We start from the raw sequence: 553 nt of genomic DNA, 5'->3' as shown, positions 1-553 counted from the left end.
GCAGGCCGATCGCGCTGACCAGCGTCGCGAACATCCACGCGAACCCGTCCATCCGCAGCGACAGCGACAGCCCCGCCGACGGTACCCAGTCCAGCGATGCGCGCAGCACCTCGCCCGACATCACGGGTCCCCCCAGCCCCGCCGACAGCGCGATTCCGGCCAGCATCGTGATGCCCGCCAGAATCCCCGCCGCGCGCCCCGAGACGCTGATCAGCAGAAGCGCGGACAGGAAGGGCAGGACCGCCAGCAGCACCAGAAGGTTCTGCTGCGCAAGGGCGGTGGGGGTGATCATCAAGGGCGGTCCTTCGCTGGGGCGGCATGCAGGGCGGGGCAGGATCCCAGGCGGGATCATGCGGGCGTCGGGGGAATGCGGCAAGATGCGGGTGATGACGGGACGGCGCATGCGATGCGGCCGTGCCGCGGCACGATCCGTCCGGGATCACCTCTGTGGGGGCGGCCGCGGAGCCATCGGCCGCGGGTCAGGACAGCAGGCGTCCGCGGGCGCGGGTCAGGCCAGCGGAGGGCCGCGGGCGCGGGCAGGGCCGGCGACGCC

At 73.4% G+C, this 553-nt stretch carries 1 protein-coding gene; it reads right to left on the bottom strand.

The window, feature by feature from the left end:
* A partial coding sequence (locus TW83_RS18890) for a hypothetical protein (RefSeq protein ID WP_157001818.1) occupies nt 1-292 on the bottom strand: 292 nt, incomplete at its 3' end.
* Nucleotides 293-553 lie beyond the last annotated feature (261 nt).

It is taken from the genome of Paracoccus sp. S4493 (assembly GCF_000967735.1).
Classification (GTDB): Bacteria; Pseudomonadota; Alphaproteobacteria; order Rhodobacterales; family Rhodobacteraceae; genus Paracoccus; species Paracoccus marcusii.
Note: the sequence above shows the minus strand (reverse complement) of the source record. Positions and strands in the feature narration are given on the sequence as shown.